Annotated in this window: 11 protein-coding genes and 2 tRNA genes; 12 read left to right on the top strand and 1 reads right to left on the bottom strand. The window is 53.3% G+C overall.

Features of this window, described 5'->3' with window-relative positions; genetic code table 11:
* The first annotated feature begins 15 nt into the window (after positions 1 to 15).
* The 5 genes from truD to rpoS are packed head-to-tail and all read left to right on the top strand — an operon-like array spanning position 16 to position 4572.
* On the top strand, positions 16 to 1080 hold the full coding sequence (truD, locus tag LN341_RS02600; RefSeq protein ID WP_234203980.1) for a tRNA pseudouridine(13) synthase TruD: 1065 nt from the start codon (positions 16 to 18) through the stop codon (positions 1078 to 1080).
* Positions 1061 to 1810, top strand: coding sequence for a 5'/3'-nucleotidase SurE (gene surE, locus LN341_RS02605; protein ID WP_046222291.1), 750 nt, complete (start codon positions 1061 to 1063; stop codon positions 1808 to 1810). The genes truD and surE overlap by 20 nt, the downstream gene beginning before the upstream one ends.
* A gap of 2 nt (positions 1811 to 1812) precedes the next feature.
* Positions 1813 to 2442, top strand: coding sequence for a protein-L-isoaspartate(D-aspartate) O-methyltransferase (locus LN341_RS02610; RefSeq protein WP_234203981.1), 630 nt, complete (start codon positions 1813 to 1815; stop codon positions 2440 to 2442).
* A gap of 3 nt (positions 2443 to 2445) precedes the next feature.
* Entirely contained in the window at positions 2446 to 3510 is a 1065-nt protein-coding gene (locus tag LN341_RS02615) for a peptidoglycan DD-metalloendopeptidase family protein (protein ID WP_234203982.1), read from the top strand.
* A 54-nt stretch (positions 3511 to 3564) separates the two neighbouring features.
* Positions 3565 to 4572 (top strand): RNA polymerase sigma factor RpoS, encoded by a 1008-nt coding sequence (rpoS, locus tag LN341_RS02620; protein WP_046222294.1) that lies wholly within the window; start codon positions 3565 to 3567, stop codon positions 4570 to 4572.
* Positions 4573 to 4713: 141 nt separating this feature from the next.
* On the opposite strand, the gene mutS is transcribed toward rpoS, so the two are convergent.
* On the bottom strand, positions 4714 to 7251 hold the full coding sequence (gene mutS, locus LN341_RS02625) for a DNA mismatch repair protein MutS (RefSeq protein ID WP_370643726.1): 2538 nt from the start codon (positions 7249 to 7251) through the stop codon (positions 4714 to 4716).
* A 195-nt stretch (positions 7252 to 7446) separates the two neighbouring features.
* Between mutS and pncC the strand changes: the two genes are divergently transcribed.
* The 7 genes from pncC to LN341_RS02660 all read left to right on the top strand — a co-directional run bounded on the left by pncC (position 7447) and on the right by LN341_RS02660 (position 13540).
* The gene (gene pncC / locus LN341_RS02630; RefSeq protein ID WP_046222296.1) at positions 7447 to 7935 is read left to right on the top strand and encodes a nicotinamide-nucleotide amidase; all 489 of its coding nucleotides are present in this window, start codon (positions 7447 to 7449) and stop codon (positions 7933 to 7935) included.
* A gap of 128 nt (positions 7936 to 8063) precedes the next feature.
* Positions 8064 to 9128: a recombinase RecA gene (gene recA, locus LN341_RS02635; protein WP_046222297.1), complete on the top strand. Its 1065-nt coding sequence runs from the start codon at positions 8064 to 8066 to the stop codon at positions 9126 to 9128.
* A 185-nt stretch (positions 9129 to 9313) separates the two neighbouring features.
* The gene (gene recX, locus LN341_RS02640) at positions 9314 to 9775 is read left to right on the top strand and encodes a recombination regulator RecX (protein ID WP_234203984.1); all 462 of its coding nucleotides are present in this window, start codon (positions 9314 to 9316) and stop codon (positions 9773 to 9775) included.
* A 186-nt stretch (positions 9776 to 9961) separates the two neighbouring features.
* A complete protein-coding gene (gene alaS, locus LN341_RS02645; RefSeq protein ID WP_234203985.1) occupies positions 9962 to 12586 on the top strand; it encodes an alanine--tRNA ligase in 2625 nt (874 codons plus the stop codon).
* 328 nt (positions 12587 to 12914) lie between these two features.
* Positions 12915 to 13112, top strand: coding sequence for a carbon storage regulator CsrA (gene csrA / locus LN341_RS02650; RefSeq protein WP_027253546.1), 198 nt, complete (start codon positions 12915 to 12917; stop codon positions 13110 to 13112).
* A 218-nt stretch (positions 13113 to 13330) separates the two neighbouring features.
* Positions 13331 to 13422, top strand: a tRNA-Ser gene (locus LN341_RS02655).
* 41 nt (positions 13423 to 13463) lie between these two features.
* Positions 13464 to 13540, top strand: a tRNA-Arg gene (locus LN341_RS02660).
* Positions 13541 to 13566 lie beyond the last annotated feature (26 nt).

The following is a 13566-nucleotide window of genomic DNA, read 5'->3' on the forward strand; positions in this document are numbered from 1 at the left end:
TGTAACGGAAAGAATATGACAATTGATATGGACAGCCTGAGCTGGCTGAATGGTAAGCCTGTCTGCCAGGGACAAAGTAAAGTTTGCCCGGAAGATTTTATCGTTAAAGAGCAACTGGGCTTTGACTTCACCGGCAGCGGTGAACATTTCATGGTGAAGATCCGCAAAACCGGCGAGAACACCAAATATGTTGTCAACGAGCTGGCCAAAGCGTGCGGGGTAAAATCCCGCGATGTCAGCTGGGCTGGCCTGAAAGACCGACATGCAGTGACAGAACAGTGGCTGAGTGTCCATCTGCCGGGGAAAGCCGACCCGGATTTGACGCAATTTGTCGCTGAGCACCCCGGTGTCGAAGTGCTGGCAACCGATCGTCATGACAAAAAACTGCGTCCCGGCGATCTGGCGGGGAATCATTTTGAGTTGCGTCTGACCGGTCTGGATAACCCTCAGGATCTGGAAGCGCGGCTAAAGCAGATTCAGCAGCAGGGCGTTCCGAACTATTTCGGGTCGCAGCGTTTCGGCCATGACGGTAATAACGTGGTCAAAGCCAGAGCCTGGGGCAATGATGAGTTTCGTGTCAGGGACAAGAGCAAGCGTAGCTTCTATCTGTCAGCTGCCCGTTCCTGGCTGTTTAACCTGGTGGTGTCCCAGCGGATTGCCGACGGCAAAGCTGCGACCTTATTCGCGGGCGACTGTGTTCAGCAAGTCGGCCGGGAAGACTGGCAACTGGTTGAGCAAGTCACGCCGGAATGGCAGGCAAAGGTGGATGCAGGCGAATGGCTGATTACTGCGCCAGTGACGGGTGACAATGCACTGCCCAGTCAGGGGGAAGTGGCAGCGTTCGAAATGGCTGTGATAGAACAAGAGCCATTGCTGCTGAAACTGATCCGCGATAACCGGATGCGGCACGAACGTCGTCCGCTGATGCTGCGCCCGGCAGACATGAGCTGGCAACTGCATGCTGATCAGCTGGAAGTAGCGTTCTCTTTGCCAGCAGGATGTTTTGCGACCGCGGTCCTGAGAGAGCTGATTGATGAGCCAGAACAAAAGGATGGCAGATATGCGAATTTTGATCAGTAATGATGATGGCATCTTTGCTGAAGGAATCAACACGCTGGCCGATACCCTTAAAGAGCTGGGTGAGGTGTATGTGGTGGCACCGGATCGTAATCGCAGCGGTGCTTCCAATTCCCTGACCCTGGAAACGCCTTTGCGTGTCCGTGAAGAAGGCATCCGGCGTATGTCGGTGGAAGGGACGCCAACGGACTGTGTACACTTCGCGCTGAACGAGTGGCTGACTGAAAAGCCGGATATCGTGGTGGCCGGGATTAATCACGGCGCAAACCTGGGTGATGATGTGCTGTATTCAGGGACAGTGGCTGCTGCGACGGAAGGGCATTTTCTCGGCGTACCGGCCATTGCCGTGTCTTTAGTCGGGCGTGAACATTTTGCCACCGCCGCCCAGGTCGTCAAAGAAGTGGTGGGGCGTCTGATGGCTCAGCCGCTGCCGAGCAATAAAATACTGAATATCAATGTGCCGGATGTGCCTTTGTCTGAACTGGGCGAATGGCAGGTGACGCGCCTGGGTGCCCGTCACCGTGCAGAAAAAATGGTCAGGGATGTCGATCCCCGCGGCAAAACGATTTACTGGCTTGGTCCTCCCGGGAGTTGTCAGGATGCAGGACCCGGTACAGATTTTTATGCGATTGAACACAAGCAAGTATCAATGACACCGCTTCAGGTTGATCTGACAGCACACGATGCGCTGGACGACCTGGCACAGTGGATGAAACAAGTGGAGAGTGACTGATAATGCGCTATGCGGAACAACGCCATAGCCTGATGGAATATTTGTCTCAGCAGGGGATAGCAGACCGTAGGGTATTGCGGGTCATGGATACGGTTCCCCGTGAGCATTTTATTGATGAAGCCTTGTCGCACAAGGCTTACGAGAATAATGCCCTGCCCATCGGGCGCGGGCAGACCATCTCACAGCCTTATATTGTGGCCAGAATGACAGAGTTGCTTGCCTTGCAGCCCGGCACGCGAGTGCTGGAGATTGGTACAGGCTCTGGCTATCAGACCGCAATTCTGTCGCGTATGGTCGAGCATGTGTACTCGGTGGAACGCATTAAGGCTTTGCAGTGGCAAGCCAAGCGCCGTTTCAAACAGCTGGACTTACATAATATCTCGACCAAGCACGGTGACGGCTGGCAGGGATGGGCAAGTAAAGGGCCATTTGATGCCATCATCGTGACTGCCGCCGCGGAGGTTGTTCCGCCTGCCTTGCTGGCGCAGTTGTCCGAAGGGGGGCGACTGGTGATCCCTGTCGGTGAGCAGCACCAGATGCTGAAACGTGTCCGTTTACTGGATGGCCACTATGTGACAGATGAAATTGCGCCGGTTCGCTTCGTGCCTCTGGTGTCAGGGGAGCTGGCGTAGCGCATGACAGGGTTTAGCGGAAAGAAGCACAAAATATCTATGGTACTGACAGCCTGTTTGTTGCTGTCGGCCTGTGCCACTTATCCGCCTGATGGCGCGAACTACGACAACACCCGGCCTGGTAGCTACCGGGGCAGTTACTACGAAGTGCAGAAAGGGGACACTCTTTATTTTATCTCTTACCTCTCGGGTCGTGATGTCAACGACTTGATTGCACTGAATCAGCTGGCTCCGCCATATACAATCTACCCCGGTCAGAAACTGTTTCTGTGGAAGTCCAAATACGTCGCCCCTCAGTTTGGTCACCGAGTGGCAGCTCAACCTGCGCCAGTCATCAACAAGAAACCGCCTGTGCCACCGAAGCGTGAAATTGTGCCGTATCAGCCAGCTGCTGTGGTCGGTCCAGTTTCTACTGCAGCTGTCGCTTCCGGTGCTGCGGGGGGGGCTGCAGTCGTGGTGGCTGCAAAACCACCAGTAAAATCAACGCCCCCGGCAAGTAAATCCGTCAATAAACCTGCGCCTGCTGCGAGCAATTCGGTGACAACACCTGCAAAAACCGTGCAAAAAAGCGTCAATAAAGATGTTGATCGCGCTCCCACAAAAGAGTACTCTCAAGACTCAAAAAGTAACAAAGTTGTTACAAGTAAGGCTGGTACAAGTGACAAGGCAGGCAAGACGCCAGCGTCTGTTGCTGACAAGGTTGATAACTGGGTTTGGCCGGCGAAGGGAAGAATTATTTCCCGCTTTTCCAGCAGTGATAATGGTAACAAAGGCATTGATATCGCAGGCCAGAGAGGGCAGGACGTCAACGCAACGGCTGCAGGGAAAGTGGTCTATGCCGGCAATGCATTACGGGGTTATGGCAACCTTGTCATTATTAAGCACAATGACGATTACTTAAGTGCTTACGCACATAACGACAGAGTACTCGTCAGGGAGCAAGATACGGTAACCGCAGGGCAAAAAATTGCTTTGATGGGCAGCTCGGGAACCAACAGTGTCCGACTGCACTTTGAGATCCGTTATAAAGGCAAGTCAGTGAATCCGCTCAAGTACCTGCCAAACTGACAGACGGCTCGGGCGTGATGAACCGGATTTGCAATACGCTATCTGGGAGGCGCTATGAGCAGAAGTAATGCAGCTACTGATATCGAAAACTATGAAGAGTTTGATGATGAGATGGAGCTCGATGTTGAAGAGCAGGAAGCCGACGTTTCAGCAAAATCAGACTCAGAGGTTGATGACGCAGACGAAGATTTAGACATCTCGTCCTACAATGTCACTCAGAAAGCACTGGATGCAACTCAGCTTTATCTCGGTGAAATCGGCTTTTCTCCTCTTTTGACTGCCGAAGAAGAAGTTCTCTATGCCCGCCGCGCACTGCGTGGTGACGAAATCGCCCGCAAACGCATGATCGAAAGTAACCTCCGTCTGGTGGTGAAGATCTCCCGCCGTTACAGTAACCGTGGTCTAGCGCTGCTGGATCTCGTTGAAGAAGGTAACCTGGGGCTGATCCGCGCGGTGGAAAAGTTCGATCCTGAGCGCGGTTTCCGTTTTTCCACGTATGCCACCTGGTGGATCCGTCAGACCATTGAACGGGCGATCATGAACCAGACCCGGACAATCCGTTTACCGATTCATGTGGTGAAAGAGCTGAATGTCTACCTGCGTACGGCACGTGAGCTGGCTCAGAAGCTGGATCATGAACCCACAGCGGAAGACATTGCTTTGCAGCTGGATAAATCGGTGGATGATGTCAACCGCATGCTGCGTCTGAATGAGCGGGTCGGTTCGGTCGACAACCCGATTGGCGGTGATACTGAAAAAGCGCTGCTGGATATTATCCCGGATGAGCGTTGCGGTGGCCCGGAAACCTCCACGCAAGATGATGATATGAAAACCTCTATTGTCACCTGGCTGCAGGAATTGAATCCGAAACAGCGTGAAGTGTTGGCGCGACGTTTTGGTCTGCTGGGTTATGAAGCATCGACGCTTGAAGATGTCGGTCGCGAGATTGGCCTGACCCGGGAGCGTGTACGTCAGATCCAGGTTGAAGGCTTGCGCCGTTTGCGTGACATGCTGACCCATCAGGGCCTGAACATCGAATCTCTGTTTAATCAGGAAATGTAAGCCGGTTGAACTGAAAGACAATTTGAAAGACTGTCTGCAAAGAGAGTTTGAGAAAGGACGTCAACTGGCGTCCTTTTTTCTTGTCATCCCGAAACCACCGCCGATGGCGGTGGTGATTGTTTGGGCGTGCAGGCAGGCTGCTTACAGCAATGCTTTTAAACGATAAAGCTCATCCAGCGCTTGTCTCGGTGTCAGCTCATCCGGATTCAGACGTGCCAGCGCTTCTTCGACTTCGCTGGGTTCAGGGATCAGTGACAGTTGCTGAGTCTCGCTGCGGTTCTGATTTGGCTGCTCAATGGCCTGCTGATGGCCCGTGGCTTCCAGCTGTTGCAATTTCTGTTTGGCCCGCTTGATGACAGATTTAGGAACCCCGGCCAGACTGGCAACCGCAAGGCCGAAAGACTTGCTGGCAGCCCCTTCCTGCACGGCGTGCATAAAGGCAATCTCATCCCCGTGTTCAATCGCATCCAGATGGACATTGGCCAGCCCGGGGATCAGTGACGGCAACTCTGTCAGCTCGAAATAATGGGTGGCAAACAGTGTCATGGCGGCGATTTTTTCCGCCAGCCATTCGGCGCTGGCCCAGGCCAGAGATAGCCCGTCATAGGTGCTGGTACCACGGCCGATTTCATCCATCAGTACCAGACTGTTTTCCGTGGCGTTGTGAAGAATATTGGCGGTTTCCGTCATTTCCACCATGAAGGTGGAGCGGCCGGAGGCCAGATCGTCCGAGGCACCGATCCGGGTGAAAATCCGATCCAGAGGCCCAATAGTGGCAGAATCTGCCGGCACGTAAGATCCGACATGGGCCATCAGGGCGATCAGGGCAGTTTGACGCATATAGGTGGATTTACCGCCCATGTTTGGCCCTGTGATGATCAGCATACGGCGATCCTGGTGTAACGCGATCGGGTTGGCAATGAAAGGTGCATCCAGCACCTGCTCGACGACTGGGTGACGGCCGGCATTGATATCTAGGCCGGGTTTATCGCTCAGCGTCGGGCGGCAGTAATTCAGGGTGTCGGCGCGTTCTGCCAGATTTGCCAGCACATCCAGTTCAGACAGCGCGGCTGCGGTCTGCTGCAACTGGGCCAGATGCGGCAGCAGGCTGTCAAACAGGGCTTCCCAGAGCTGTTTTTCCAGCGCCAGTGCTTTGGACTTGGAGTTCAGCACTTTATCTTCGTGCTCTTTCAGCTCAGGGATGATGTAACGTTCGGCATTTTTCAGCGTCTGACGGCGAACATAGTGGCTCGGGACTTTGTGGCTCTGGCCGCGACTGATCTGAATATAGAAGCCATGCACCTGATTAAAGCCGACTTTCAGACTGTCGATGTCATGGCGCTCACGCTCGCGTTCTTCCAGTTCAGCCAGGAATTTGGTGGCACCATCGGCCAGATCGCGCCATTCATCCAGCTCGGCATTGTAGCCGGGCGCCAGCACGCCACCATCACGGATAATGACAGGCGGGTTTTCAACAATAGCGTGCTCCAGCAGGCTGCAAATCTCGTCCATTGGCTGACTTTGCTGCGCCAGCTGGCGCAGTGATTCGCTGTTCAACTCGGCCAGCAGCTCAGCCAGTTCGGGCAGATGCTGCAGTGCCGTCCGCATACGGGCCAGATCCCGGGGCCGGGCCGAACGCAGTGCCAGTCGGGCCAGGATCCTTTCCAGATCGCCCATGTGGCGCAGCACGCCGGCCAGCTCGGCGAACAGGCCACTGTCTTTGAGGTTGCCGATGGCATCCAGACGCAGATTTAACTGCTGACGGTTTCTGACGGGCTGATGCAGCCAGCGTTTGAGCAGGCGGCTGCCCATCGGGGTGGCCGTCTGATCCAGCACGGAAGCCAGCGTATTGTCTGTGCCGCCAGCCAGGTTCTGGGTCAGTTCCAGATTACGGCGGGTCGCGGCGTCCAGGATCACCGACTGCTCCTGGGTATCCCGGGTGATGGCACGAATGTGCGGCAGCGCGGTGCGCTGCGTATCTTTCACATATTGCAGCAGGCAGCCGGCCGCACACAGGCCGAACTCATCGTTTTCAACACCAAAACCCACCAGATCGCGGGTGCCGAATTGCAGGGTCAGCTGCTGACGGGCAGTATCCAGATCAAACTCCCACACCGGGCGGCGGCGGGCACCTTTCATGTGGCTGAAAAGACCCGGCAGAGGAAAATCTTCCGGATACAGCAGTTCGACCGGGCTGGTGCGCTGCAGTTCAGCCTGCATGGCTTCTTCGGTTTCGGGCTCAATCAGCATGAAGCGGCCGGAGGTGATGTCCAGCGTGGCATAGCCGAAGCGGCCACTCTGACAGAAAATCGCCGCAATCAGGTTATCGCGTCTCTCCTGAAGCAGCGCTTCATCGCTGACGGTGCCCGGTGTGACAATACGGACAACCTGACGCTCAACCGGCCCTTTGCTGGTGGCAGGATCGCCAATCTGCTCGCATATCGCGACGGAAACGCCTAACTGAACCAGCTTGGCCAGATAACCTTCAACGGCATGATAAGGCACACCTGCCATAGGAATGGGCTGACCGTTGCTTGAGCCTCGTTTGGTGAGCGAAATATCGAGCAATTGAGACGCTTGCTTCGCATCATCAAAGAAGAGTTCATAGAAATCCCCCATGCGGTAAAACATCAGCACATCAGGGTTTTCAGCTTTAAGCCGCAAGTATTGCTGCATCATGGGGGTGTGTGTTTCTAAACCTTTTACTGTCACGCTGTTGCCCGCTTCAAACCGAGAAAAATCAGGCCGTCTAGGATACGTGAAAGCGGAAAAGGGGCAAAGGGGGGAAGTTCAATTTCATGTCGCGACAAATGCTTGAAGCCCTCAGATCATCCTAGTAAGGTGTCGGCATTGATTGTGTCCGGAGGAAAACCGATGGTGACGACATCTTTACCAGCACGGCTGGGGCAGGCGCTGAAATCCAAACAATGGCTCGCCACCACAGCGGAATCCTGTACCGGTGGTGGTGTCTCGGCCGCGATAACCGATATTGCGGGCAGCTCTGCCTGGTTCGACCGAGCATTTATTACCTACAGCAATGCAGCCAAGCAGGAGATGCTGGGCGTTCAACCTGACACCCTGGCTCAGTACGGCGCGGTGAGTGAGCCTGTGGTGCAGGAGATGGCGAAAGGTGCGCTGGCCCATTCACTGGCCTCGATTAGTGTCGCGATCAGCGGGATTGCCGGGCCGGATGGCGGCACGCCGGATAAACCGGTCGGCACGGTCTGCTTTGCCTGGGCGGACAGCACAGGCTGGCTTGTCGCCGAAACCTGTCATTTTCACGGCGACCGACAGGCGGTCCGTGTGCAGGCGGTCGATCGCGCATTGCAAGGCTTACTGGATCGCCTGAACACTCTGCAGTGAAGATCACACTCTGGGCCGGCCTGGCCGCCGGTCAGGAAAAAAATGCCATACAGTGCTAGACACTGTATGAATAGACAGTATACTAACCAGTAATTTGAATCTTGAATTAGCATCCGTTGGAGAGTCGAATGGACGACAACAAACAGAAGGCTCTTGCCGCTGCCCTGGGTCAGATCGAAAAGCAGTTCGGTAAAGGCTCCATTATGAAGCTGGGTGATAACCGTACGATGGATATTGAAACCATCTCAACCGGTTCCCTGTCTCTGGATATCGCACTGGGTGCCGGCGGCCTGCCAATGGGTCGTATCGTCGAAATTTATGGTCCGGAATCGTCAGGTAAAACAACCCTGACGCTGGAAACTATTGCTGCCGCACAGCGTAAGGGCAAAACCTGCGCCTTTATCGATGCTGAGCACGCACTGGATCCGATTTATGCCAAGAAGCTGGGTGTGGATATTGATCAGTTGCTGGTGTCACAGCCGGATACCGGCGAGCAGGCACTGGAAATCTGTGATGCGCTGGCCCGTTCCGGTGCTGTCGATATGATCGTGGTCGACTCCGTTGCCGCCCTGACCCCGAAAGCCGAAATTGAAGGCGAAATGGGTGATTCGCACATGGGCTTGCAGGCGCGTATGCTGTCCCAGGCGATGCGTAAACTGACGGGTAACCTGAAACAGTCTAACTGTATGTGTATCTTCATCAACCAGATCCGTATGAAGATCGGTGTGATGTTCGGTAACCCGGAAACGACCACTGGTGGTAATGCCCTGAAATTCTATGCCTCCGTTCGTCTGGATATCCGCCGTACCGGTGCGATTAAAGAAGGTGACGAAGTGGTGGGTAACGAAACCCGCATTAAAGTGGTCAAGAACAAGATCGCCGCACCGTTTAAACAAGCGGATACGCAAATCCTGTACGGACAAGGTTTCAACCGTAATGGTGAGCTGATTGACTTGGGCGTGAAGCAAAAACTGATCGAAAAAGCGGGCGCCTGGTACAGCTATAAAGGCGACAAGATTGGTCAGGGTAAAGCCAACGCGTGTAAGTACCTGACTGAAAATCCTGAAATCGCTCAGATTATTGATCAGCAATTGCGAGAGCAACTGCTGAACCCGGCCAATGTGTCAGAAGCCGATGCTGAGCTGGTCAGTGCCGATACTGATGCAGTTGATGCTCAGGATGAGGCTTTTTAATCACAACGTATGATGTCACGGCTGGATAGCTGAAGTCATTCTTTAACGGGCGCTGTACAAAGGTGAAAACACCAATGTCAGTGCCCGTTTTGTATTAACAGCCAATGTACCTGAGTATCCAGAGAGTACCGGGGCGGGGGCAGTAAGGCATCTGCCGGGTAAACGTGAATCGGGGAGGGAGAAAGGTGAAAAGGCCAGCGCCTAAAATCTCAGCGAAAGAAGCGGCTGTGGGCTATCTGTCACGGCGGGACCATGCCAAGCGCGAGTTGCAGCAAAAGCTCAAGCAACGGGGTTATAGCGAACAGGAAGTTAGTGACGCTGTCGCCTATTGCCAGGATTACAACTGGCTGGATGATGCCCGATATGCAGCCATGGCGGTGCGTAACGGGGTATCAAAAGGCTGGGGCATGCTGCGTATCAAGCAGGAAATGAAGATGAAAGGGGTGCATGATTTGTGTATCAAGCAGGCACTGGAAGAGGCTGAAGTGGATTGGTTTGAACAGGCCAGAGCGGTGGCACAACGCAAATTCGGTGACACTCAGATGGACACACCGAAAGAAAAAGCCCGCCGGCTGCGTTTTATGCAATCGAGAGGTTTTGACTTCGAGCAGATTCGCTATGCACTCGCGGTCGAAGATGAATACTGAAGCGGATTCGCCCATTGTGCTCACAGAACATTTCCCGTCAAACCCGCGTTGTTTTACAATAGCCGGTAAACCTTTTATCTTAGATTGATTAAACCTGCATGTTGGCTGAACTTTGGTGTTTGGCCTCAGGCAACTGGGCGCAGTTGCAGGCAGGGGGATTAACACAGCATTATTCAGGATTGTCCAATGTACATGAGCACTGATGAGATTCGCCGTGCGTTTCTTACGTTTTTTGAAAGTAAAGGCCACCAGATCGTCGAAAGTTCGTCGCTGGTTCCTGCCAACGACCCAACCCTGCTGTTTACGAATGCGGGGATGAACCAGTTTAAAGATACGTTTCTGGGTCTGGAAAAGCGTAATTACTCCCGAGCGACCACAGCGCAGCGCTGTGTCCGTGCTGGTGGTAAACACAACGACCTGGAGAATGTTGGCTTTACTGCCCGTCACCATACCTTCTTTGAAATGCTGGGTAATTTCAGTTTTGGGGATTACTTCAAAGAAGAAGCAATTCAATATGGCTGGGAATTTCTGACTGGCGTCCTGAAACTGCCGAAAGAGCGTTTGCTGGTTACTGTCTATCAGACTGATGATGAAGCCTTTGATATCTGGCACAAAGTGATTGGCCTGCCGGAAGACCGGATTATTCGTATCGGTGATAAAACCGGCGGTAAGGCGTATGAGTCGGATAACTTCTGGCAGATGGGCGACACCGGCCCGTGTGGACCATGTACTGAAATTTTCTATGACCACGGTGATCATATCTGGGGTGGTCCTCCGGGGTCGCCAGAAGAAGACGGCGATCGCTTCATTGAAATCTGGAACATCGTATTCATGCAGTTTAACCGCCAGGCTGATGGCCAGATGGATTCACTGCCTAAGCCCTCTGTGGATACAGGTATGGGGATCGAGCGTTTGGCTGCGATTATGCAAAACGTTCACTCTAACTATGAAATTGATATCTTCCAGACACTGATCAAAGAAGCTGCAGCCGTCATTGGTTACGACGATTTGTCGAACCAGTCTCTGCGTGTGGTGGCTGACCATATCCGTTCCTGTGCGTTTCTGATTGTGGATGGTGTCATGCCGTCGAACGAAGGACGCGGTTATGTGCTGCGTCGTATCATTCGTCGTGCGGTGCGCCACGGTAACAAACTGGGTGCAAGCGGTGCATTCTTCCATAAGCTGGTTGGCCCGCTGGCTGAGGTCATGGGCAGCGCAGGTGAGACACTGAAGCAGCAACAGGCCATGGTCGAGAAAGTGTTGAAGATCGAAGAAGAAAACTTTGGTCGCACCCTGGATCGCGGTATGTCCATCCTGAATGAAGCGATTGACGCTTTGGATGGCAAAGTGCTGGACGGTGAAACTGTCTTCAAACTGTATGATACCTATGGTTTCCCTGCCGATCTGACCAACGATGTTGCGCGTGAACGTGGTTTCAGTATTGATGAAGAAGGCTTCAACAATGCCATGGAAGCTCAGCGTCAACGCGCCCGTGAAGCTGGTCAGTTTGGGATTGATTATAACGACAGCGTCAAAGTGGATGCGGAAACTGAGTTTTGCGGCTACGACGGTACTCAGGGTGAAGGTCAGGTTGTAGCACTTTTCCGTGACGGTGAAGCGGTGGATTCAGTGGTTGCCGGTGACAAAGCGCTGATCATCCTGGATCACACGCCGTTTTATGCCGAATCGGGTGGTCAGTGTGGTGACACAGGGCTGCTTTTGGCTGACGGTGTTATTTTCTCGGTCGAAGACACTCAGAAGTTTGGTGACGCGATTGGTCATCAGGGCATCCTGAGCGAAGGTGCTCTGGCTGTCGGTGATCGTTTGACTGCTCAGGTTGACGCTAAGCGTCGTGCCGCGATCAGCCTGAACCACTCGGCCACGCACCTGTTGCATGCCGCGCTGCGTCAGGAGTTGGGTGAGCATGTGACTCAGAAAGGCTCACTGGTGAAGCCAGATGGTCTGCGTTTTGACTTCTCACATCTGGAGTCAGTGAAACCTGAGCAACTGCGTAAGATTGAACGCATTGTGAACGAACAAATCCGCCTGAACCATGTGATTGAAACCCATGTCATGGACATTGAAGCGGCGAAATCCAAAGGGGCGATGGCGCTGTTTGGCGAGAAGTACGATGACGAAGTGCGCGTACTCAGCATGGGCGATTTCTCGACTGAGCTGTGCGGCGGTATTCATGCTCGCCAGACAGGTGATATCGGCCTGTTCAAAATCGTGTCGGAAGGTGGGATCGCCGCAGGTATCCGGCGTATCGAAGCTGTAACGGGCGAAGGCGCCATTGCAGCTTTGCATGCACAAGACAGCCTGCTGGCAGAAACAGCCAGCCTGGTGAAATCTGATTCAGCGTCTGTGGCCATCAAAGTGAATGCCTTGGTTGCCCACAGCAAGCAGCTGGAGAAGGAAATCCAGCAACTGAAAGATAAGCTGGCCGCTCAGGAGAGCGCCGATCTGATCAATCAAGTAAAAGAAATTAATGGTACTAAGGTCTTGATTGCTAAGCTGGACGGTGCAGATAATAAAGCACTGCGTGGTATGGTAGACGAGCTGAAAAACAAGCTGGGAAGCGGTGTTGTTGTCTTGGGGAACGTTAGTGATGGCAAGGTTGGCCTGATCGCTGGTGTCACCAAAGATGTGATCACGAAAGTGAAAGCTGGTGATCTGGTGAATATGGTGGCTCAGCAAGTTGGCGGTAAAGGCGGCGGTCGTCCTGATATGGCTCAGGCCGGCGGTACAGATGCCGGCGCTTTACCGGCCGCACTGGACAGTGTGTCGCCTTGGTTGACCGAGCGCCTTTAATTCAGCGCTCTGACTGCAGAACGGCGATTTAAGTGTTGATGTTGACTGTGTTACAGTCGACATCAACCATGAAAAAACTGCTACAATTACAGTCAATTGAGTCGTTGAACCTGACAGAAAATGCAATGGTGGATGGTCAAGTACCGTTTTGGGGCTGATCTGAGTGGTACGCCGGATGCAGAAAGTGTTTGTGGTTGATTGTTAAAGTCTGGATAATCGCCCACTTCTCGCTGTTTCTTGAGCAGTGACCATGAACTCTATGGGCTTTTTTGCGTAAAAAAGCTTAATAAACACTAATTACAAGTAAGATTACTCAAGGAGCAATCGAATGCTAATTTTGACTCGTCGCGTAGGTGAGACGCTGATGATCGGTGACGAAGTCACCGTGACCGTACTTGGCGTTAAGGGAAATCAGGTTCGCATCGGTGTGAATGCGCCGAAAGAAGTGTCTGTTCACCGTGAAGAGATCTACATGCGTATACAGGCAGAAAAAGATACCGGAACACAAGGTTCAGGGAACTACTAATTCCTGTTTGATAAAGAGGTCGGCTATTGAGCTGGCCTTTTTTGTTTTTGCTCGCTGACAACAGGCCAGCTCAGTGAAAATGATGATGAAGGCAGCCCCCAGGCAGCTTTTGTTAGCGGTTTGGTGATTAAGTGTTCAGCCGGGTCTGGAATGGCGCTTTTTCTCAATAAAGTGTTTGACTTATTTCTGCCTGACAGTAATATGAGCGACCGCAAGACGGTGAGGTGGCCGAGAGGCTGAAGGCGCTCCCCTGCTAAGGGAGTATACGGTTTATCCCGTATCGAGGGTTCGAATCCCTCCTTCACCGCCATTTCTTTCAACAGCTTGAAAGTCATGGTATTTGCAATTTGCGCGTCCGTAGCTCAGCTGGATAGAGTACCTGGCTACGAACCAGGCGGTCGGAGGTTCGAATCCTCCCGGACGCGCCATATTTTTGAGGCAGGGCTCAAGGGCT

It is taken from the genome of Photobacterium sp. TLY01, from assembly GCF_021432065.1.
Lineage (GTDB): Bacteria > Pseudomonadota > Gammaproteobacteria > Enterobacterales > Vibrionaceae > Photobacterium > Photobacterium halotolerans_A.